Origin of the sequence: Acuticoccus sp. I52.16.1 (genome assembly GCF_022865125.1) — a bacterium.
In the GTDB taxonomy this organism is placed as follows: domain Bacteria; phylum Pseudomonadota; class Alphaproteobacteria; order Rhizobiales; family Amorphaceae; genus Acuticoccus.
The window spans coordinates 2,987,963-3,007,773 of the sequence record NZ_CP094828.1 but is presented as its reverse complement, the minus strand read 5'-3'; the positions used below and the strand labels follow the sequence as shown (position 1 = coordinate 3,007,773).

Genomic DNA, 19,811 nt, shown 5'->3' with positions numbered 1-19,811 from the left:
ATCGGATCGATGTCATGAGTGAGACCGTCCGCCGGAGCGCGCCTGCCGCCACGTTCCCGGCGCGCGGGACCCCGTCCGAGAGTGGTGCGGCGCCTGAGCGCGTGTCCATATCGGAGCGTGCCGCACGGGCTTCGCGCCCGGCCCCCGCGTATCTGGAGGCTCTCAACCCCGAGCAGCGCCGCGCCGTGGAAGCGGTCGACGGGCCGGTCCTGGTGCTCGCCGGCGCCGGCACCGGCAAGACGCGGGTGCTGACGACGCGGATCGCCCACATCCTGGCCCTCGGCCGCGCCCGCCCGTCCGAAATCCTCGCCGTGACCTTCACCAACAAGGCCGCGCGGGAGATGAAGGAGCGCATCGCCAAGGTGGTGGGACCGCAGGCGGAGGGGATGCCCTGGCTCGGCACCTTCCACTCCATCGGAACGCGGATCCTGCGCCGCCATGCCGAGCTGGTCGACCTCCACCCCGACTTCACGATCCTCGACATCGACGACCAGATCCGCCTCGCCAAGCAGATCCTGTCGGCGGAGAACATCGACGAGAAGCGCTGGCCGCCCCGGCAGATGCTGGGCATGATCGACGGGTGGAAGAACCGAGGCCTCATCCCGGAGGAGGTCCCCAAGGGCGAGGGCCAGTGGTTCGCGAACGGCAAGGGCCTCACCCTCTACAAGCTCTATCGCGATCGGCTGAAGGCCTTGAACGCGGCCGACTTCGGCGACCTCCTGCTCGAACCGATCCGCCTCTTCCGCGCCAATCCCGACATTCTGGACGGCTACCAGCGGCGCTGGCGCTACATGCTGGTCGACGAGTATCAGGACACCAACGTCGCCCAGTATCTGTGGCTGCGGCTCCTGGCGCAGAACAACAAGAACCTCTGCGTGGTGGGCGACGACGACCAGTCGATCTACGGCTGGCGCGGCGCCGAGGTCGACAACATCCTGCGCTTCGAGACCGACTTTCCGGGCGCCACCGTGGTCCGGCTCGAACGCAACTACCGCTCCACCAGCCACATCCTCGCCGCCGCCTCACACCTGATCGCCCATAACGAAGGGCGCCTCGGCAAGACTCTCTTCACCGACTTCGTCGATCCCGACGCCGTGCCCGTCACCGTCGCATCGTCGTGGGATTCGGAGGAGGAGGCGCGGGCGATCAACGGCGAGATCGAAAGCCTGCACAAGAGCGGGACCACGCTCGACGAGATGGCGATCCTGGTTCGCACCACCGCACAGATGCGTGCGTTCGAGGACCGCTTCGTCACCGCCGGCACGCCCTACCGGGTGATCGGCGGGCCAAAGTTCTACGAGCGCAAGGAGATCCGCGACGCGCTCGCCTACTTCCGCTGCACCGTGCAGCCGAGCTTCGACCTGGCGTTCGAGCGGATCGTCAACGTGCCCACCCGCGGCGTCGGCCAGCAGACCGTCTCGCGCATCATGCAGACAGCGCGCGACCGCGAAGTGCCGCTGATGGTCGCCGTCGCCGACATGCTGACGACGGACGAACTGAAGGGCAAGGCGCGCACCGGCCTCGTCCAGCTGATCGCCTCGTTCGCCCGCTGGCGCGAGCAGCTCGCCCGCCTCCCCCACACCGAGCTCGCCGAGATCATCCTCGAAGAATCCGGCTACACCGACATGCTGAAGGCCGACCGCTCGGCCGACGCGCCGGGGCGGCTGGAAAACCTCAAGGAGCTGATCCGCTCCATGGAGGACTTCGACGACCTGCCCGCCTTCCTGGAGCACGTCTCCCTGGTGACGGACGCGCAAGGCGAGACACAGGGCGAGGCCGTCACGCTGATGACCCTCCACGCCGCCAAGGGGCTGGAGTTCGACGTCGTCTTTCTCCCCGGCTGGGAGGAGGGCCTCTTCCCCTCGATGCGCGCGATGGACGAGAACGGCCAGGCCGGGCTCGAGGAGGAGCGGCGGCTCGCCTACGTCGGCATCACGCGGGCACGCAAGCAGTGCTTCGTATGGTTCGCGCTCAACCGGCGGATCCACGGCATGTGGCAGGCCGGCGCCGCCTCCCGCTTCATCGACGAGTTGCCGGCCGAGAACGTCGCGGTGCGCGAGGAGGCCGGCTACGGCGGCATCGGCGGCTACGGCGCCTCCCGGTTCGACAAGGTCGAGACCTTCTCCTCCACCTACCACACCCCCGGCTGGGAACGCGCCCAGCGCCGGCGCGAGGACGTCTCCCGCCGCGAACGCCACCTGCCGCTGACGATCGAGGGCGAACTCGTCGCCAAGTCGGTGTCGGACGGCCCGTCGGCCTATTCGGTGGGCGACCGCGTGTTCCACCAGAAGTTCGGCAACGGCGACGTCGCCCAGGTCGAGGGCAACAAGCTGACGGTCGACTTCGACAAGGCGGGCCAGAAACGGGTGATCGATTCGTTCGTCACCCGCGCCTAGGACGATGCCGGGCGACACGATTGCCGACGAGTGTGGCCGGGCGGACGTTGCGGGAGCGCCCGCCGGTGATGCAAATGTCATCCTGGATGCGCTCAAGCGAGACGGGGCGCCGCCGCAGGATCCCCACGGGGCGAGAAATCGCGCAGCGAGGGTGGGCCTCGGCGCCCGTCGGCGATACGAACGAAGAATGACACGAGGATCCACCGTCCGCTGCCCCCTTCGCGCCGGCCCCGCTGCGAGCCGGGCGCCCGGCGCCGTCACGCCCGCCCCTTCGACACCCGGCTCCGGCCGGCGGCTCGCATGAAGGCGGACGACGTCGCCCGGACGGCGAGCGGCCAGGATGACCCGCAGATCTTCCAGCGCATCCTCGAATCGATGCGCGACGGGGTCATCTCGATCGACCTCGAGGGCCAGATCATCACCTTCAACGACGCCGCGGGCCGCATCTTCGGCAAGCTCCCCTCGGAGGTGCTGGGCCAGTCCTTCGCCGAGGTCTTCCTGCTGGACGAAGAGTTCGACGCCTTCAACGAGGTGGTGTTCAAGGCCGTCTACGAGTCCGAGCTGACCCATTCGGTCGAAGTCACGCTGGAGCGGGACGGGGCGACGCTCGACCTGATGGTCTCGTCGAGCCGGCTCACCAAGGAGGAGGCGGACGGCGAGGCGAAGCGTCTCGGCGTGGTGGTGGTGGTCAGCGACATCACCGAGGAGCGCAAGCGGCGCAAGATCAAGCGCCTGTTCGGCGCCTACGTCGACCCGCGGATCGTCGACCGCATCCTCTCCAGCACCGAGACCGAGCGCTCGCGGCGCGGCGCCATGACGATCTCGTTCGTCGACATGCGCGACTTCACCGGCTGGTCGGAACGCCTCGCGCCGCGCCAGCTGGTCGACATGCTGAACCGCTTCCTCGGCGCTGTGACGCAGCCCGTCGCCGACGCCGGCGGCATCACCGACAAGTATATCGGCGATTCGGCGATGGCCGTCTGGGGCCCGCCCTTCACCGATCCGGCGACGCAGGCGCACGACGCGTGCGTCGCCGCCCTCGGCCAGATCGCCGCCCTCGGCCCCCTGCGCAACGCACTCGAGGTCGACGGCATCGCCGAAGCGCAGCGGCTCGACGCGGTGGTCGGCATCGCGACGGGGGACGTCCTGTCGGGCGACATCGGGCCGCTGGCGAGCCGCAACTACACGGTCATCGGCAACACGGTGAACCTCGCCGCGCGCCTCCAGGAGGCGGCGAAGGTCTACGGCCAGGCGATCCTCCTGACGGCCGAGACCGCCGCCCTCGCAGGCTCCGGGATGGTGACGCGCGAGATCGACCTCATCACCGTGCGCGGCAGCGAGCTGCCGGTGGTGGTGCACGCGCTGCTCGGCCGGGCGGGAGACGTGCCGCCGGCCACGGCCGATTTCGCCGAGCGCTACCGCCACGCCCTCGTCGCGATGCGCCAGCGCGACTGGGACACGGCCGAACGGACGTTCTCCGCCCTCACGGCCGAGGCACCGGCGGACGTCCCCACCCGGATGATGCTGGAACGCCTCGCCCGCTACCGCGCCGACCCGCCGGCGGCCGACTGGGACGGCGTCTGGCGCGGAACTGCCCGCGCCACCTTCACCGCCCCCCCCAAGCGCTGACCCCGCCCCTCTCCGCCGCGCGATCAGGGCACGGCGCCGGGCTGTTTTCCGGTGGGGTCCGAGCGGCGCCGGCGCCTCGTCCCAGTGGCGACGCCGTCGTCAGGACGGGTCGTTGCGCAGCGACGGGTGGATGTGGAGCGTGACGCAGGTGAGGTCGTCGGCCCGTTCGGCGCCGCCTTCGAAGGCGATCACGGCGTTGTGGACGACCTGGTTGAGGTCCGCCTCGTCCTCGTCGGCGGCGCGCACGACGGCCTGGAGGCGGGCGTCGCCGAAGGCCTCTTCGCCGGCGTTGAACGCCTCGGTCACGCCGTCGGTGAACATGAAGAGGCGGATGCCCGGCTCCAGCTGGACCACCATCTCCTCGAACTCGAGCCCCTCGACCACCGCCAGTGCGGGGTCGCGAGCGGACGGAAGCTCGGTCACCACACCGTTGGCGAGGTCCGTCAGCAGCGGCGGATTGTGGCCGGCATTGGCGTAGCGCATCGTGCGGGTCGGCAGGTCGATGACGCCGTGGAAGAGGGTCACGAACATCATCTGATCGTTGTCCTCGGCAAGGAAGTCGTTGACGTCCTTCAGCGTCTCGGCGGGCGAGGAGCCCGTCATCGCCGTCGCCTTGATCAACGTCCGAGTGATCGCCATGAACAGCGCGGCGGCGACGCCCTTGCCGGACACGTCCGCGACGACGACGCCCAACCGCCGCTCGTCGATCATGAAATAGTCGAAGAAGTCGCCGCCGACCTCCTTGGCGGTTTCCATGAAGCCGTCGACGGTGAAGGCCGGGTGCGGCGGCAGCGGCTTGGGCAGGAAGGAGAGCTGCAGCTCGCGCGCGATCTCCAGCTCCTGCTCCAGTCCGGCGAGGCGGGCGCGGGTGATGATCGCGGCCTGCAACTCGGCGATCAGCTCGGTCAGGCGGCGATGCTGGGCGGAGATGCGCTGCGACATGCGCTGCAACACCTCGGTCAGCATCGCCAGCTCCTCGTTGGGGCGGGCGGCCTGGCCGGCGGCGGGGACGGGCTCGGCGGAGCCGGTGCCGTCCGGGTCCGAGAGGATGGCCCGCAGGTCCGCCTGGATCGCCTCCTGCCCTTCCGGATCGAGCGTGCCGGCGAGACGCTCCAGCTGGCGCTTGATGACGCGCTCCTGGCGCCGGCGCTGGCGCGCGATCCGCTCTTCCTGCTCGACGAGGCGCAGCGCGTTGCGGCGGAAGACCAGCAGCGCCTCGCCGATGCGGCGGATCTCGCCCGATCCGCCGATCGTTGGCAGCTCGTTGAGGTCGCCCTTGGACAGCGCGCTGAGGGTGCCGATGGACGCCTCCAGCGGCGCGAAGGCCCGGCGCAGGAAGACGTAGAGCGCGACGATCAGCACGAGGCTGGCGACGGAGATGCCGATGACCCCGGTGCGCTCCAGCTGGCGGCTCGCCGAGAGGCTGTCGGTCGCATCGCGCAAGGTGACGAGCTGCCCGGCGGGCGGGCCCATCAGGTCCGGGACGGGCACTCCCGCCGCGAAGAAGAGCCGATCGTCGACGGAGATGATCTGCGCGTCGGCGGTCCGATGCGGCAGCTGCGGCGCGACGAGCGAAAAGAGCGCCGGGTCGGTCCCCGCCACCATGCGGCCGCGCAGCGAGACGAGGTAGCTCGGCTCGCCCAGCCGTTCCGAAAGCTCGGTGAGGATGCTCAGTGCGTCGACCATCAGCACCACGACGATCGGCGGCCCGTTGCGCCGCACCGCGACGCTGGCACCGGCGACGACATAGCGCGACGGCGTCTCCTGGCGCAGCCCGCCCGGCGCCTGGTGGCCGTCGAGCAGCCGCGCCAGCGCCGGAGGGCCGAGGATCGGGCGGGTGCGGAAGGTCGGCGCGTTGGAGGCGAGGATCTCGCCGCCGGTGCTGAGGAGCTGGACGGTCAGCCCATCGGCCAGGAGGTCGGCCGAGTTGTCGATCAGCGCCTCGAGGGTGTTCTCGTCGGATGCGGGGGCGTTGGTGACGCGGAAGGAGAAGCGGTCGGCCATGTCGATCAGGTCTTCCGCCTGGTCGGACACGAGGCTCTCCCAGAGCGATTGCTGGCCGGCGATGGCGATGTCGGCCAGCTGCGCCTCGGAGAGGCGGGCGCGCACGAAGCCGAGGCCGATGAGCGCGAAGATCATGAAGATCAGCGCCAGCGAGAGGAGCAGCGTGATGCGGGTGCGCAGCAGCATCAGCGGTACCACCCCAAGGCGCGGGTGATCGTGGCGAGGATCGCTAGCCCAGCCAGCGCCGCGGCCGCGATCGCCGACAGCGCGAAGCCGGCGCCCGGCACCACCAAGGCGGCCGCCTGGGGCGCACCGGCGACGATGCCGCCGATGCCGATCGCCACCGCCGCGGACGGCACGAAGGCGCGCGCCCCCAGCGCGTAGGTGACCATTCCGAAGCCGAGCCCGGCGAGCGTGCTGGTCGCGAGGAAGCGCATGTCCGGCCCCGGCAGATCGAGGTACGGCAACGCCACGACGCCGCCGCCGACCAGCACCGCGGCGGCGGCGAGCACCGCGCCCGCCGCCGCCGGCACACGCACCCGCGTCAGATAGGGCACGAACGCCGCCACGCCGCAGACCCCGAAGTTGAGCCCCAGCATCGCATAGCGCTCGCGCAGGACCCAGCCGGCGAGGTTGACGTCGATCCAGGCGAAGACCGCGAGGCTGACGGCGGCGAGGGCCATCGCCTCGGCGCCCGTCAGCGCGGGCGGGCGTGTCGCCTGGCGCAGGCGCGGCGCGCCGGTGGTGGAGAGGACCGCGAGCACCGCCGCCAGCGCACCCAGCGTCGCGAAGGCGGCACGGCGGCCTTCGGCTTCGGCGAGCAGCGCGCCCAGGATCGGCCCGATCGCCGCCGCGGCCAGCAGGATCAGCCCGCCCCGCCACGGCAGACGCCGGCCCGCGCCGGTCGCCTGCAACACAGTCCACACCGCCAGCCACCCGGTAAAGTTCGCGAAGGCGGCGAGCGCGATGAACGTCCTGTAGTCGCGCACGAAGTAGACGGCGGCGAACGCCACGGCGGAGGCCACCATCGCCGCGAAGGTCACCGGCTTGGACAGCCGGCCGCCGACCGCGAGCGCCACCAGGACGCCCAGGATTGCCCCCACCGCCCCCGCGGTCACGGCCAGCGCCACGGAGACGGCGGCATAGGGGTCGTCGCCGATGCGGTCGTAGGCGAAGTTGGCGACGAGGGGGCGCGTGCCCATCAGCACCGTCAGCGCGGCGGCCGGCCACCACACGAAGCCGATCGTGCGCATCCGCCCCCGCCGCCGTTCCAGCGACAGGTCCTGCATCGCCGCGGTCGCCTCGGCGGCGCGCTGGCGCACCGCGGCCGACCCGTCGACGGCGCGGATCTCGTCGGCCAGCGTCTGGATGCGGCGGTGGGTCAGCTGGATCGGCGTCACCGCCCGCGCCAGTGCGTCGACCAGCGGGGTCAGGAGGCCGGAGGGCGTGAGGCCGCGCTCGATGAAATGGCCGCGGCCGGCGCTGCGCAGAGTCGCGGCGGTCCGCACCGTGGGCAGGTCGAGCCGCTCCAGGCGCACGATGCGCAGCCAGACCGCCACGACGAGCCCGCTGAGCAGCGCGACCAGGACCGAAACCACCAGCACTCCGCGCGCCACCGCTCGCCCGGTCTCGGTCGAGGCGTGGACGATCACCGTGCCGATCACCGTCTCGCTCGCGGGGTCGAGCACGGGCGCGCGCACGTGCGGCCCGTCGAGCACCGAATCCGGCGCCGGGTCGGACGAGAAGAGGAGCCGCTCCTGCCGGTCGAGGATCGCGATCTCCTCCACCTCGGGCGCGAAGCCGAGCACCTCGGCGAGGTAGTCGTGCACGCCGCGCATCTCTTCGATCGGGATGCCGAGGGAGACGGCGGAGCGGATGTCCGCGCCCACCGACTGCGCCACCGTGTTCGCCACCGCCAGCGAGTTCTGCTCCACGTCGTCCAACGCCGGGGGCATGGCGAGGAGGATCGCGCCATAGGTGCCGAGGCCGACGACCAACGCCGCCAGCGCGCCGACGAAGGCGCACAGCCAGTCGGACGCGACCGAGCCGCTGACGTATCCCCTAGATCTCCGCATCGAGCCGCCGCAGGTCCCTTTGCACGCGTTCGACGCGCTCTTCGGCGTCCTTCAGGCCGTGGACGGCGGCGTTGGCCGCGTCCTCCAGCAGCGTCAGCGGGTGGACCACCGGCTCGCGGCCGCGCAGGTGCTTGGCGACCCGGTCGACCCGCCGCGCCGACCGCATCGCCACCAGCGTCCCGAAGAGGACCGCCAGCAGCATCGCCGCGCCGATCGCCGGCGCCGCGGCGACGAACAGCCCTTGCGTGCGCGACAGGGGCGGGGTCAGCCGGTCGGCGTCGACGATGATCGCGACCCAGCCTTCTAGTTGCCCGAAATCGTTCATGATCGGCTGGCCGAGGGTGACCGTCTCCCGTTCGCGCGCCTTCCAGGCGCCTCGCCCGTCGGCCATCGCGGCGGCCCAGGCGCGCGGCACCGGCTCACCCACCGCACCGCGGTCGGTGGAGAAGAGGGTGACGCCGTTCCGGCCGATGACGTCGGCCGCCAGCACGTCGGGCGTCGATGCGACGGCGTTCTCGAGGATGGTGTCGACCTGTTGCAGCTCGACCAGCGGCAGGCCGAGTTGCAGGTTCAGCTCCACCGTGCGCGCCGCGCCCGACAGCAGGAATTGCAGCCCCGCCGCGCCCAGCGCCGCGTCGCTCCGCTCGATCACACGCGCGGCCACGACCACGAACCCGGCCAGCGCCAGGATCGGCACGAGCGCACAGAGGAAGAAGCCGCTGGTCCGCCCCATCGGCGCTAGCGGGCGGTGCGCGGCGGGACGGGGGACGCCACCCTGGAAGACCTCCAGCCTGCCAAGTTCAGACTATTCATGCGTTCCTTAAACATTGACAGTTATCGGTCCTTCAACGATCCCCTTGGATCACTTCGACCATTCGATTGCGCAGGACGACATGCGAAAGCTAAGTCTGACGTTGCTGGCGGCCCTGATCCCTCTGGTGGCGGCGTCGCTCGCGCTCGGAAGCTACCTGAACTATGCTGGGGTCCGCCACAACTACCTTGAGCTGGTCTGGGCACGCATGTCCACTGTCGCACAGCGCATCGCCAACGACGGTGAGGTCGCCATGTCGATGGGCGTCCCGCTGGTGAGCCAGGACGTCATGAACCTGACCCTGGAGCGCGAAGCCGCGGCCGACCCGATGATGCTCTCCGCCGACGTCGTCTCCGACGGGGGCACGATCCTGTTCTCCAGCGACCCCGCCCGCCGCGGCGCCCAGGATGCCGGCGACACCGCCATCGCCTGGCGCCGCACCGCGCCGATCAGTACCGCCTTCGGAACATCTGAAGGCGAAGTCGTGGTGCGCGCGTCCCGCCAGGCCATCAACGACAATCTCGCCGACCTCGGCCGCAGTGTGCTGTGGACTTCGGTGGCGGCGATCCTGGCGTGCATCGCGGCGGTCTGCGGCGTGGTGCTCTTCAGCGTTCGGGGCTTGTGGCGGCGGCTGACGGAGCGCGCGCCGACCGCTTCCGGCGCGATGGTGCTGGTCGAGGTCGGCCCGTCCATCGCCGCCATCGACGACGAGCACCGCCGCGTGGCCGAGCGCCTGGGCCTCCCCGTCCCCATGACCGAGACGGGAGTCTGACGCGATGCGCCGCTTCGATGGCATCCTCCTCGCCTGCGTCACGGCGATCCTCGTCGCCGGCCTCGCCGTCATCTCGTGGCAGACCGTCACCGCGGCCGAGCGGCTGCTGCTGCCGGCGCTGGACCAGAAGGCCCGCACCGTCGCACGCTCGATCTCGGGCCTCGTCGGCCAGGCCGGCGAGTACGGCATCGGCCTCGACAAGCTGGTGCGGGCCGAAGACGTGCTGCAAGCCGCCGTCGAGGAGAACGGCGAGTTCGCCTTCGTGCGCATCGTCCGCCCCGACGGGAGCGTCGTCGCCCAGGCCGACAGCCACGACTTCGAACCCGAAGCGCTCGACGACAGCGAGGGCATGCAGACCGCCAGCGCGCCGATCGTGGTCGGCGGCGCCAGCGTCGGCGACGTCGTCGTCGGCACGCCCGACAGCGTCGCCCGCGTCCTGGTGCGCGAGTTGTGGCTCGACGTGGCCGTGCTGTTGATCGTCTCGGTTCTGGTGGCGCTGGAGCTGGTCTCGTTCGCCTTCACGCGCGCCTCGGCGGTGCTGCTGCGCGGTCTGGCGCAGCGCCTGTCCTCGCTGTGGCGGGGCGACTTCCGGCCCTATCTGCCGCTCGCCGGCACCGGCGACATCGCCGAGGAGGTCAAGGCGGTCGACGGCGAGGTCGCCCGCGTCCACCGCGAACATGCCGAGCTGCGCGCCGCGGCGGTGGAAAAAGGCGACGCCGGTGCGGTCGCCGCGCTCGACAAGATCGCCGCCAGCCACAAGCTCACCGCCAAGCGCTACGAGACTCCGGCGACGCTGGCCGCCGTGCGCGCCCCGGTCTTCCTCTTCTACTTCGCCGAGGAGCTGACGCGCGCCTTCCTGCCAAGCTACATCGAGAGCATGGCCGAGCCGATCGCCGGCCTCTCGGTCGAGTTCGTAATCGCGCTGCCGATCATCATCTTCATGGCGATCATGGCGCTCGGCCAGCCGGTCCTCAACGTGTGGACCGAGACGTTCGGTCGCTCCCGCTCGGTCCGCCTCGGCGCGATGGCGGCGGTGCTGGGCTTCCTCGGCACCGCGATGGCGGGCTCCATGGGGCCGCTGATCGCTGCCCGCGCCGTCACCGCGGTGGGTTTCGCCATCGTCTTCGTCGCCGCGCAAGGCTACATCGTCGACCGCACGGGGGCGGCCAACCGGGCGCGCGGGATGAGCCTCTTCGTCTCGGCGATCATGGCGGCGATGCTGTGCGGCCCGCCGATCGGCGGCATCATCGCCGACCGTCTCGGCCCCAATCCGACCTTCCTCATCTCCGCGGCGATGGCGCTGGTGGCCTACATCTGCGCCCTCGTCGCGCTGCCGAACGACGAGCGCGGCGGCGTCGCCAAACCGACGGCCAAACTCGCCGATTCCATCATCGTCCTGAAGAAGCCGGCTATCTTCCTGCTGATGCTCGCCTGCGCCTTCCCGGCGAAAATGATCCTGATCGGCATCGCCTTCTACTACATCCCCCTCGATCTCGCGGTGCGCTTCGACCAGTCGACCATCGGCCGCGTCCTCATGCTCTACGGCCTCGTCATGCTGGTCGTGGTGCCGGCGATCTCGACCTTCTCGGACCACAACGCCAAGCGTGTTCCTTATGTGGTGCTGGGCGGGGTGCTCTCGGGCCTCGCCGTCGCGCACCTCTTCCTGTGGCCGCAGCCCTGGGGGGCGGCGCTCTTCGTGGTTCAGGTGGGCATCGCGCAGGGTTTGTCGACGACCCCGCAGACCGCGCTCGTCGGCGAACTCGGACGGCGCTATTTCCCCTCCCTCTCCGAAGGGGGCGTCTACGGCGTCTTCCGGCTGATCGAGCGGTCAGGCAACGCGGCGGGGCCGGCGGTCTTCGCCGCGGTCTGGGCCGCCACCTCGGCCGAGGTCGCCATCCTCTTCATGGGCTTCGTCCTCATCGCCGGGGCGCTCCTCTTCGGCATCGCCATGATGCTGGCCGAGCGTGAGCCGGTCCCCGTTCCCAGCGAGTAGCAAGATATGCTGACACGTCGTAAGGCCCTCGCCCTCGGAGCCGGTCTCCTCGCCACTCCCTACGTCACCCGCGCGCGGGCGCAGTCGCCCTACCGCATCGCGCAGATCCTCTATCGCGGCCAGACCGAGGTGGAGGCCGGCTTCAGCGATTATCTCGCCCAGCGCGGCGTGCCGGTGGATCTGATCGAGTTCAACGCCAACCTCGACCCCAGCCGCGTTCCGGATATCGTCAAGGAGGTCAAGGCGCTGAAGCCGGATCTCGTCTACTCCTGGGGCACACCCAACACGATCGCCACCTTCGGCCGCTACGACGACGTCGACCCGGACAAGAACATCACCGAGCTGCCGGGCGTCTTCACCATGGTCTCGGCGCCGGTCGCCTCCGGTCTGGTGCCGACGCGCGAATCCTCCGGCCGCAACATCACCGGCACGTCGCACGTCGTCCCGGCCGAGCCGCAGCTGCGCGCGATGCAGACCTACAAGCCGTTCGAGCGGCTGGGCGTGCTCTACACCTCCAACGAGCCCAACTCGCTCGCCATCGTCGCCAACGTGAAGGAGCTGGGGGACGAGATGGGCTTCACCGTCGTGGAGCGCACCTTTCCCCTCGGCGCCGACGGCAAGCCCGACGGGACGGCCGCCAAGCGTCTGGTTGAGGAGCTGGCCGGCGAGGGCGCCCAGTGGCTCTACTACCTGCCCGACACCTTCCTCAGCCGCCAGATGGCCGACGTGACGCCGACCGCGACCGCGCTCGGCGTGCCCGGCTTCTCGGCGGCGGAGGCGATGCAGGGGGATGCCCTGGTCAGCCTCATCAGCCGCTATTATTCGGTGGGCCAGCTCACCGGCTACAAGGCCGAGCAGATCCTGGTGGACGGCATCGCCCCGGCCGCGATCCCGATCGAGACGCTGAAGCGTTTCGCGCTCGTCATCAACATGAAGATGGCGCGCGAGCTGGCCCTCTATCCGCCCCTCGCGATGCTCAACTACGCCAACATCCTGAGGGACGAATGAGGCTCGGCGTCAAACTCCCGTCGGCCGCCCCGCGCGACATCGCCGTCACCATGCTGGTGCGCGAGGACGTTCCCGCGGTCTACGAGGTGCACAGCCGCACGTTGGACGCGCTGCCGGCCAGCAACCTGGTGCGCCGCGACGAGCCGGACGACTTCTACGCCATGTTCGACCAGGGGGGCGCCATCATCGGCCTCACCGAGTCGGGGCGGCTCGTCGGCTACGGCATGGTGCGGCCGGAGGAACCCGGCAGCGACGACCGCAAGGGCGTCGAGGACTACGTGACGGCGCGGGAATCGGTCTTCGTGCTCGACGGGTCGGCGGTGCTGCCGACCTACTGGTCGCGCGGCCTTCAGCGCACGTTGATCGACGCGCGGCTCGACTTTGCGGTGGAGCGAGGGGCGGAGCACGCGGTGTGCACCGCGGCGCCCAACAACGTTCCCTCCATGCGCAACCTCACCAAGCAGGGGTTCCGGATCGTGCGTGCGGCGCAGAAGACCTACGGCATGCGCTACCTGCTCTGGCGCCCGGCCGCACAGGCGATGCCGCGCCCGGGCGAGGCCGAGAGCGACTGGCGTGCCGCCGAGGACATCGCCGGCGCCAACGCCCTGTTTGACCGCGGCTGCTTCGCCTACGACGCGATCCGCGGCGATTGCGGGCAGCCCTTCCTGCACTTCGTCCTGCCGACCGCCGTCGCGGGCGAAACGCGCGACGACGCCGCCCCCGCCGCCGAGGCACTGGCGACATTCACGGGCGCGCCGGTGCCGGAGGCTATTGCGCCGCGCTGACGGCCTCGTCGCGCGTATCGCTCACCTCGAACAGGCGCAGGAACCCCGTCACCTCGAACACCTCGCGCACGGAGGGCTGCATGCCGCACAGCACGAAATTCCCACTGGCGGCCTTGATCTGCTTGCCGGCCATCAGGATCACGCGCAGGCCGGCGCTCGAGATGTAGTTGGTGTGGGTGAGGTCCATCACGACCCGGTGCGCCCCGTCCTGGATCTTCCCGATGACGGTCGATTGCAGGGTCTTGGCGGTGTTCGAATCGACGCGGCCGTTGCAGATGAAGACGACCACCTCGCCCGTGGTTTCGAGTTCGACGACTAGCTCGCTCACACCGTCAGCCTTCTTGAACAGATAGTTGGAATTTGAGGACGTTCTCCGCCCCCTCGCGTTGATAGTCCAGGTTGTGCGCCATCTCGCGCACGATGTAGAGGCCGAGGCCGCCGATGGGGCGCTCCTCGATCGGCGCCTCGGTGTCCGGCATGCGGGCGGTGAGCGGGTTGAAGGCGATGCCGTTGTCACGCACGCAGCCGTAGACGCGCGCGTCGCGCAGCTCGGCCCAGACGTCGACCACCGCGCCGTTCGGCCCGGCGCCGTAGTGGATCGCGTTGGTGACGAGTTCCTCCAGCACGAGGTTCAACGTCATCACGGTCTTCACCGGCAGGTCCTGCGCCTCGCCGAACGCCTCGACGGCGTCGAGCAGGGCGGTCAGCTCGTCGGTAGTGGTCAGCCTGAATTCGATGGCGGCGCTCATCGCCGAACCCTTCGCTTGACGAACAGGTCGCTGGGAGTGCGCCCCACATCGCCAGTCAAAGCAAGACCTATTTCGCGCGGCACACCGGCGGGACGACCGGGTGAGGGTCGCCGGCACGGCGCGGAACGGAAGCGGGCGGGAGGCGCCACGCGGCGGGGGTGCGGCCGGCGGCGGGGACGGCGACGCCGCGCATGGCCACGCGCTGATCGATGGCCCAGGCGGCCGACACGGCAACCGGATCACTCGTCACGCGGGGTCTCGTCCTGGCCGCCGTCTTCCTCGATCACGGGGACGCGGTACTGGCCGCCGAGCCAGCGGTGAAGGTCGACGTCGGCGCACCGCTTGGAGCAGAACGGCCGCGTCTCGCGCTGGGATTCCTTGCCGCACACGGGGCACGGGCGCGCCGGGGGCGGGACAGCGGGATCGTGCGCGTTCACACCGGCACCTCGTCGGCGATCGTCTCGCCGGTGCGGGTGAAGCCCATGCCGCCGAGGAGTTGCGCGCTTTCGTAGAGCGGCAGGCCGACGACGGACGAATAGGAGCCGACGATGCGGGCCACGAAGGCGCCGGCACGGCCCTGGATGGCGTATCCGCCCGCCTTGCCGTCCCACTCGCCGCTCGACAGGTAGTCGACGACCTCGCGATCGGACAGCCGCTTCATCTTCACGCGCGTCTCGACCAGACGGTCGCGCGTGCGCCCGCGCGGGCCGATCACCACGACCGCGGTGTAGACGGTGTGGTTGCGCCCCGACAGCGCCTTCAAGCACGCCTGGGCGACATCGTAGGACTCGGCCTTGGGCATGATCCGCCGCCCCACGGCGACGACCGTGTCGGCCGCCAGCACGTAGGTGTCGCGCGCGTTGAGCATCGCCTTGGCGCGATCGGCCGCGACTTCGGCCTTCTCGCGCGCCAGGCGCATCGCATAGGCGCTGGGGCGTTCCTTGCGCTCGGGCGTCTCGTCGACGTCGGCCGGCGAGATGTGATCGGGGACGATGCCGATCTGCTCCAGGAGCGCCAACCGTCGGGGTGAGCCCGATGCCAGGATCAGGACGGAGTTGCGCACTCGCGCCATCAGATCACTTGTAGCGGTATGTAATGCGACCCTTGGTCAGGTCGTACGGAGTCATTTCGACCAACACGCGGTCGCCTGCGAGAACACGGATACGGTTCTTGCGCATCCGCCCGGCAGTATGCGCAATAATCTCATGCTCGTTCTCGAGCTTGACGCGGAACGTCGCGTTGGGGAGGAGCTCGGTCACCTGACCCGGAAACTCCAACACTTCCTCTTTCGCCATTGAGGCCCTTTTACGTTGTTTCAGCAGGGTGCGGCGCTATAGCGCCTCACCGTCACTAGGTGGTGATACAGGTATTTCGTTCCAATGTCCCCCGGCAACGGGGTCAAGATTGAGCAAACAGCTCTTCGACCTGCCGGCCGAGCGCGTCGCGCACCTGCCGGTAGCTCTCCAGGATCTGCTCGCGCGAGCCCTGCGCGCCGGAGGGGTCGAGCGTCGGCCAGTATACGACGTCGAAGCTCTGCGTGCGCGCCAGATCGAGCACGTGGTGGTGCGCCTCCGGCGCCAGCGTCACCACGAGGTCGAACGAGGTGTCGTTGAGCTCCTCCAGCGAGCGGGGCCTGCGCTTGGAGATATCGAGCCCCTTCTCGGCCATGACGCTGACGGCGAAGGGGTCCGGCTGGCCCGTTTCCAGGCCGGCCGACCGGATATATGTGGTCGGCGCGGCGTGGCGTGCAAGCGCGGCGGCCATGGGCGAGCGAATCGCGTTGTGTCGGCAGACGAAGAGGACGGAGGTCGGCGTGCGGCCCACGCTCATCCCTTGAAATGCAGGGCACAGATCAGCGTGAAGAGCCGCCGCGCCGTGGCGTGGTCGACCTCGATCTTGCCCTCCAGCCGCTCGGCCAGCAGCCGCGATCCCTCGTCGTGCACGCCGCGCCGGCCCATGTCGATCGCCTCGATCTGCGCCGGGGCCGCGCTGCGGATCGCCGAGAAGTAGCTCTCGCAGATGAGGAAGTAGTCCTTCACCACCTTCCGCAGCGGCGTCAGCGACAGCATGTGCGCCACGAGGTGCTCGCCGGCCTCGCTCCGAATGGTGAAGACCAGCCGGTTCTCCTGGATCGACAGGATCAGCCGGTACGGCCCCGGCCCCACCCCGACCGGACGGAAGACGTTCTCCTCCAGGAGGTCGTACACCGCCACCGCGCGCTCGTGCTCGACGTCGGGCGTACCGCGGTCGATCGACGCCTCGTCCAGCGTGACGGCGATGAGGCGGGCGCTGTCCTCGTCACTCATGACGCCCTCGTCACGAGGATGAGAGACGGCGCGCGATCGACAGGCGGTGCGCGTCGAGCCCTTCGGATGCGGCGAGGGTCATGGCCGGGCCCGCCAGTGCCTCCAGCGCGGCACGGTCGAGGCTGAGCATGGTGGTGCGCTTCAGGAAGTCGAACGAGGAGAGGCCGGAGGAGAAACGCGCCGAGCGGCTCGTCGGCAGCACGTGGTTGGGGCCGGCCACATAGTCGCCGATGGCCTCCGGCGTCATCATGCCGAGGAAGATCGCGCCGGCCTGGCTGACCTTTGCGGCGAGCGCCTCCGGGTCGGCGACGGCGAGCTCCAGGTGCTCGGGCGCCAGCCGGTCCACCAGCGCGGCCGCCTCGTCGAGGTCGGCGACGAGGATGATGGCGCCGTGGTCGCGCCAGCTCGCCTCCGCGACGGCGCGGCGCGGCAACACCTCCAGCTGCTCGGCGACGGCGGCGTCCACCTCCCCCGCCAGCTCCGGGCTCGTGGTGATCAGGATCGACTGCGCCACCTCGTCGTGCTCGGCCTGCGCCAGCAGGTCGGCGGCGACGATGTCGGCCCGCGCGGTCTCGTCGGCGACGACGACGACCTCGGACGGGCCGGCGACCATGTCGATTCCGACGGTGCCGAACACCTGCCGCTTGGCAGCCGCCACATAGGCGTTGCCGGGGCCGACGATCTTGTCCACCGGGGCGATCGTCGCGGTGCCGTAGGCGAGTGCGGCGATCGCCTGTGCGCCGCCGATCCGGTAGATCTCGGTCACGCCGGCGATCTCCGCGGCGGCCAGCACGACCGGCTCCAGATGCCCGCCGGGCGCCGGCACGGTCATCACGAGGCGCTTCACGCCGGCGACCTTGGCCGGGACGGCGTTCATCAGCAGCGAGCTGGGATAGGCCGCCTGCCCGCCCGGGACGTAGAGGCCGACCGAGGCGAGCGGCGTCCAGCGCCAGCCGAGCACCGCGCCGACCGGGTCGGTAAAGCGTGCGTCGGCGGGTATCTGCTTCTCGTGGAAGACGGCGATACGGTCGCGCGCGAAGATCAGCGCGTCGATCACCTCGTCCGGCACGGCGGCGCGGGCGGCGGCGATCTCCTCCGGCGTGACGGCCATCGGCGTCACCGCGAAGTCCACCCGGTCGAACCGCTGCGTATATTCGGCGACGGCGGCGTCGCCGCGGGCGCGCACGTCCTGCAACACGGTGTCGACGATGGAGGTCACGTCGGCCGAGAACTCGCGCTGGTCGGCGAGGAGGGCGGCGAACGCCTGCGCGAAGCCGGGGTCCCGGCTGTCCAGCCGGCGCATCAGCGGCCGACCACGTGCTTGGGGCGCATCGACGCGCTCCACGCCCCGCCCATGTCGGCCAGCTGCGCCTCGATGCACTCGACCTCGAGGCGAATCATCACGTCGCCGGAGCAGACCACGGTGACGACGCCGGCGGGCGCGTCCGTGGCTGTGAAGAGGACGGCGAGGACGGACAGCACCGCGTCCTGCGCGCCGGGGGCGATGCCGGTGACCTGCGCCCGCGTCACGCGCGCGAAGGAGAGCACGGCGCGGCGCCGCTGGTCGCCCTTGCGGCGCGTCTTGCGGTCGGCCGTCAGCTCCCAGGCGAAGCGGTTCATCGGAATGGCGAAGTGCCCGTCGGCCGGGGACCACCGGATGTCCGCCACCTTGGCCACCGCGTCCTGCACGTGGGCGGACACGACGGCGAGGTCGTCTTCGTCGAGCGCGAACATCTTCACGGGGAGAGGGGACGACGTCATCAAAAATGTCTTCGGGTTCGGGGCCTCGAAGCCCCCTAATAACCGCCTTCGCGCGCCTGCGCGACTCCCGCGGCGCGAGGCCGCGCTCACCGCCCCCGCCGTTGTCGCGAAATCGTGCCGGTTTTCGTGACGCGGGGCGAGACTAGCCGGAGACGCGCTCGATCTGGGCGCCGCAGCGCGACAGCTTCTGCTCCAGCCGCTCGAAGCCGCGGTCGAGGTGGTAGATGCGCGAGACCTCCGTTTCGCCCTCGGCCGCGAGGCCGGCGATCACCAGCGACACCGAGGCGCGCAGGTCCGTCGCCATCACCGGCGCGCCCTTCAGCCGATCGACGCCCTTGATGGTCGCGGTCTGGCCGTTGAGCGAAATGTCGGCGCCGAGCCGGGCCAGCTCCTGCACGTGCATGAAGCGGTTCTCGAAGATCGTCTCGGTGACATGGCTGGTGCCCTTGCCGGCGCACATCACCGCCATGAACTGGGCCTGCAGATCGGTCGGGAAGCCGGGATAGGGCTCGGTCTCGGCGTCGACCGCGACGATGCCGTGGCCGTTGCGGCGCACGCGCAGGCCGCGGTTGGTGACGTCGATCTCCGCCCCGGCGGCGCGCATCAGCTCGATCGGCCGCTCCAGATGGTCGGCCGAGGCGCCCTCCAGCGTCACGTCGCCGCCGGCCATCGCCGTCGCCAGCGCGTAGGTGCCGGTCTCGATCCGGTCGGGCAGGACCTTGTGGCGGGCACCGTAGAGGCGCGGCACGCCCTCGATGGTGATGGAGCTCGTCCCCTGCCCCTCGATCTTGGCGCCCATCTGGATCAGGCACTCGGCGAGGTCGACGATCTCCGGCTCGCGGGCGGCGTTCTCGATCACCGTCTCGCCGCGGGCGAGCGTCGCGGCCATCAGCAGCGTGTGCGTCGCGCCGACCGACGGCTTGGGCAGCCGCACGCGGTTGCCGATCAGACCGCCCTTGGTCTTGGCGACGACGTAGCCGCGCTCGATGTCGATGTCGGCGCCGAGGCCCTTCAGCCCCTCGATGAAGAAGTCCACCGGGCGGGTGCCGATGGCGCAGCCGCCGGGGAGCGACACGCGCGCCTCGCCCATGCGGGCCAGCAGCGGGCCGATCACCCAGAACGAGGCGCGCATGGTCGAGACCAGCTCGTAGGGGGCGGTGGTGTCGACGATGGCGCGGGCGGTGAGGTTCACCGTCTGCCCGGCCAGCTCGTCCTCACCGGAGCGCTTGCCCTGGAAGGCGGTGTCGACGCCGTGGTTGGCGAGGATGTGGAACAGCTTCTGCACGTCGGCGAGGCGCGGGACGTTTTGCAGCGTCAGCGTCTCGTCGGTCAGCAGGGAGGCGATCATCAGCGGCAGCGCGGCGTTCTTCGCGCCGGAGATCGGGATGGACCCCTCGAGCGGTGCGCCACCGGTAATGCGGATGCGGTCCATACGTCACTCCCCTACACCACGCCGATCGGATCACAAGGACACGCTGTCCAATCGATGATCCTCACGGCTACGGGAGGCTGGGGAGCCGAT

Annotated in this window: 19 protein-coding genes; 6 read left to right on the top strand and 13 right to left on the bottom strand. The window is 70.3% G+C overall.

Annotation, left to right across the window (positions count from 1 at the left end):
* The first annotated feature begins 14 nt into the window (after positions 1-14).
* Together MRB58_RS13620 and MRB58_RS13615 are read left to right on the top strand one after the other, a co-directional pair.
* Positions 15-2,396 (top strand): ATP-dependent helicase, encoded by a 2,382-nt coding sequence (locus tag MRB58_RS13620; protein ID WP_244777675.1) that lies wholly within the window; start codon positions 15-17, stop codon positions 2,394-2,396.
* 300 nt (positions 2,397-2,696) lie between these two features.
* Positions 2,697-4,025 (top strand): adenylate/guanylate cyclase domain-containing protein, encoded by a 1,329-nt coding sequence (locus tag MRB58_RS13615; protein WP_244777674.1) that lies wholly within the window; start codon positions 2,697-2,699, stop codon positions 4,023-4,025.
* A gap of 99 nt (positions 4,026-4,124) precedes the next feature.
* Here the strand turns inward: MRB58_RS13615 and MRB58_RS13610 are convergent, their stop codons facing one another.
* From MRB58_RS13610 to MRB58_RS13600, 3 genes are read right to left on the bottom strand one after another with little or no spacing between them, the layout of a single operon-like run.
* On the bottom strand, positions 4,125-6,215 hold the full coding sequence (locus MRB58_RS13610; RefSeq protein ID WP_244777673.1) for a PP2C family protein-serine/threonine phosphatase: 2,091 nt from the start codon (positions 6,213-6,215) through the stop codon (positions 4,125-4,127).
* Positions 6,215-8,104 (bottom strand): hypothetical protein, encoded by a 1,890-nt coding sequence (locus MRB58_RS13605; protein ID WP_244777672.1) that lies wholly within the window; start codon positions 8,102-8,104, stop codon positions 6,215-6,217. The genes MRB58_RS13610 and MRB58_RS13605 overlap by 1 nt, the downstream gene beginning before the upstream one ends.
* Positions 8,091-8,837, bottom strand: a complete 747-nt coding sequence (locus tag MRB58_RS13600; protein WP_244777671.1) for a PDC sensor domain-containing protein — start codon at positions 8,835-8,837, stop codon at positions 8,091-8,093. Before MRB58_RS13600 ends, MRB58_RS13605 begins: the two co-directional genes overlap by 14 nt.
* A 124-nt stretch (positions 8,838-8,961) precedes the next feature.
* On the opposite strand from MRB58_RS13600, the gene MRB58_RS13595 reads away from it, so the two are divergent.
* From MRB58_RS13595 to MRB58_RS13580, 4 genes are read left to right on the top strand one after another with little or no spacing between them, the layout of a single operon-like run.
* Positions 8,962-9,687, top strand: a complete 726-nt coding sequence (locus tag MRB58_RS13595; protein WP_244777670.1) for a hypothetical protein — start codon at positions 8,962-8,964, stop codon at positions 9,685-9,687.
* Positions 9,688-9,691: 4 nt separating this feature from the next.
* Positions 9,692-11,680 (top strand): MFS transporter, encoded by a 1,989-nt coding sequence (locus MRB58_RS13590; RefSeq protein ID WP_244777669.1) that lies wholly within the window; start codon positions 9,692-9,694, stop codon positions 11,678-11,680.
* 6 nt (positions 11,681-11,686) lie between these two features.
* Positions 11,687-12,688, top strand: a complete 1,002-nt coding sequence (locus MRB58_RS13585; RefSeq protein ID WP_244777668.1) for an ABC transporter substrate-binding protein — start codon at positions 11,687-11,689, stop codon at positions 12,686-12,688.
* Positions 12,685-13,473, top strand: coding sequence for a GNAT family N-acetyltransferase (locus MRB58_RS13580; protein ID WP_244777667.1), 789 nt, complete (start codon positions 12,685-12,687; stop codon positions 13,471-13,473). The genes MRB58_RS13585 and MRB58_RS13580 overlap by 4 nt, the downstream gene beginning before the upstream one ends.
* On the opposite strand, the gene MRB58_RS13575 is transcribed toward MRB58_RS13580, so the two are convergent.
* From MRB58_RS13575 to murA, 10 genes are all read right to left on the bottom strand, one after another.
* Positions 13,457-13,801 (bottom strand): STAS domain-containing protein, encoded by a 345-nt coding sequence (locus MRB58_RS13575; RefSeq protein ID WP_244777666.1) that lies wholly within the window; start codon positions 13,799-13,801, stop codon positions 13,457-13,459. The two genes, MRB58_RS13580 and MRB58_RS13575, sit on opposite strands and share 17 nt — an antisense overlap.
* A gap of 4 nt (positions 13,802-13,805) precedes the next feature.
* Positions 13,806-14,222 (bottom strand): ATP-binding protein, encoded by a 417-nt coding sequence (locus MRB58_RS13570; protein ID WP_244777665.1) that lies wholly within the window; start codon positions 14,220-14,222, stop codon positions 13,806-13,808.
* Between the two features lie 239 nt (positions 14,223-14,461).
* On the bottom strand, positions 14,462-14,659 hold the full coding sequence (gene yacG, locus MRB58_RS13565; protein ID WP_244777664.1) for a DNA gyrase inhibitor YacG: 198 nt from the start codon (positions 14,657-14,659) through the stop codon (positions 14,462-14,464).
* Entirely contained in the window at positions 14,656-15,294 is a 639-nt protein-coding gene (locus MRB58_RS13560; RefSeq protein ID WP_244777663.1) for a Maf family nucleotide pyrophosphatase, read from the bottom strand. The genes yacG and MRB58_RS13560 overlap by 4 nt, the downstream gene beginning before the upstream one ends.
* A 4-nt stretch (positions 15,295-15,298) precedes the next feature.
* Positions 15,299-15,517, bottom strand: a complete 219-nt coding sequence (gene infA / locus MRB58_RS13555) for a translation initiation factor IF-1 (RefSeq protein WP_244777662.1) — start codon at positions 15,515-15,517, stop codon at positions 15,299-15,301.
* Between the two features lie 103 nt (positions 15,518-15,620).
* Positions 15,621-16,052, bottom strand: coding sequence for a low molecular weight phosphatase family protein (locus MRB58_RS13550; protein WP_244777661.1), 432 nt, complete (start codon positions 16,050-16,052; stop codon positions 15,621-15,623).
* Positions 16,049-16,528: a UPF0262 family protein gene (locus MRB58_RS13545; RefSeq protein WP_244777660.1), complete on the bottom strand. Its 480-nt coding sequence runs from the start codon at positions 16,526-16,528 to the stop codon at positions 16,049-16,051. Before MRB58_RS13545 ends, MRB58_RS13550 begins: the two co-directional genes overlap by 4 nt.
* Positions 16,529-16,538: 10 nt before the next feature.
* Positions 16,539-17,831 carry a histidinol dehydrogenase gene (gene hisD / locus MRB58_RS13540; RefSeq protein ID WP_244777659.1) on the bottom strand — a complete coding sequence of 431 codons (1,293 nt, stop codon included), beginning with the start codon at positions 17,829-17,831 and terminating at the stop codon, positions 16,539-16,541.
* On the bottom strand, positions 17,831-18,289 hold the full coding sequence (locus MRB58_RS13535) for a DUF2948 family protein (RefSeq protein ID WP_244777658.1): 459 nt from the start codon (positions 18,287-18,289) through the stop codon (positions 17,831-17,833). The genes hisD and MRB58_RS13535 overlap by 1 nt, the downstream gene beginning before the upstream one ends.
* Positions 18,290-18,431: 142 nt before the next feature.
* A complete protein-coding gene (gene murA, locus MRB58_RS13530) occupies positions 18,432-19,721 on the bottom strand; it encodes a UDP-N-acetylglucosamine 1-carboxyvinyltransferase (protein WP_244777657.1) in 1,290 nt (429 codons plus the stop codon).
* Positions 19,722-19,811: the final 90 nt, after the last annotated feature.